The sequence below is a fragment of the Nocardiopsis halophila DSM 44494 genome (genome assembly GCF_000341245.1).
In the GTDB taxonomy this organism is placed as follows: Bacteria; Actinomycetota; Actinomycetes; order Streptosporangiales; family Streptosporangiaceae; genus Nocardiopsis_A; species Nocardiopsis_A halophila.
In genome coordinates this window covers 1-1,193 of record NZ_ANAD01000286.1, presented here as the reverse complement: position 1 = coordinate 1,193, position 1,193 = coordinate 1, and the positions used below count along the sequence as shown (strand labels likewise).

Annotated in this window: 2 protein-coding genes; both read left to right on the top strand. The window is 75.2% G+C overall.

Translation table 11 applies throughout. The annotated features are described in order from the left end of the window. The first annotated feature begins 228 nt into the window (after positions 1 to 228). Positions 229 to 639 carry a DUF6292 family protein gene (locus tag D450_RS0128990; protein ID WP_017542123.1) on the top strand — a complete coding sequence of 137 codons (411 nt, stop codon included), beginning with the start codon at positions 229 to 231 and terminating at the stop codon, positions 637 to 639. A 137-nt stretch (positions 640 to 776) separates the two neighbouring features. Beyond that, a complete protein-coding gene (locus D450_RS0128985) occupies positions 777 to 1,127 on the top strand; it encodes a hypothetical protein (protein ID WP_017542122.1) in 351 nt (116 codons plus the stop codon). Positions 1,128 to 1,193: the final 66 nt, after the last annotated feature.

The following is a 1,193-nucleotide window of genomic DNA, read 5'->3' as shown; positions in this document are numbered from 1 at the left end:
GCAGATGACGCCTGAGCAGATCATCGCCGCCTTGGACCAGGCCCCGTCCCCGGGCAGGGCCGAACGCCGCGGGCGCGCCCGCTGACCGGCATGCGCGCATGCGCGTGTACCGGTACACCGGCATGCCCGCTTGCGCGCATGCGGGTGCTAGCCAGCCGCCGGCCAGGGGCGGGGCTGATCTTGTGTTTCCCCGGGCGGTCGGCGGGTTGTGCGCGGCATCCTGGTGCCGTGATCGATACCGCGCTACCCCACGCCCCCTACATCGCGGCCGTGGCCGAGGGCCTGGGCCTGCGGCCGGCCGACGTCAGCTATGACCATGAGGACGGGGACGGCCGACTTGTGATGGAGGCGGTGTTCACCGCCCCCGACGGGTACGTGCTGGCCTGGCGCCAGACGACCGGTTGGAAGCACGGGGCGTCGGTCTACCCCGAGGAGTGCTGGTCGCTGACCAGCGCGGTGGTTCCGGCGCCGGCCGACGTCGCCGCGGCGTGGGCCGCTCTGGGGCGCACCCCCTACGCCTGCGCCGAAACCGAGCCTGCCGGCGGCCCGCTGCCCGGGGTTCTCGCCGAGGCGGTTGCCGCCGGCGACGTCGATGGGGCGATGGCGGCGCGCCTGGCCGCCTACTGCGCCGCGGCGTGAGGCCCCGGGCGGCGCCCGCGCGGCCGGGGCCGGCGTCGGCGCGCTCTTGTCTGCGGTGTTGACTCGGCGGGTGCGGGTGCGTACCCTCGTCCTGATTTGTCAACTACGCAGACATAGCACGCATGGGAGGGTCCGCGGTGGACCGGTATCTATCCACGGCCGAGGTGGCGCGCCTGGTGGGCGTGAGCAAATCGGCCATCACCAAGCGGTTGTCCCGCACCGATGACCTGCCGGCGCCGCCGGTGCACGTGGGCACCTGGCCCGGGTGGGCCGTGGACCAGGTGCCCGATGTGGTCGAAGTGCTGCGGGGGGCGGATGCGGCCCGGGAGTACCGGCGCCTGACCGAGGGGATGTCCGCCGAGGAGTTGGCCGAGGAGGCCGAGGCCATCGCCGAGCGCCTGGCCTCGGTGCCCACGTCGGGGCGCGGCCCCGGGCGGCGCCCGCGCGGCGCGTCGGCCGGACCGGAGGCCGAGGGTGCCCAGGGGTAGGGGCGCGCCGGCCGCGCCCCGAGGCGGCCCGTAGCGGTTGTTCGACCGCTGCGGGCCGTTTTCGTG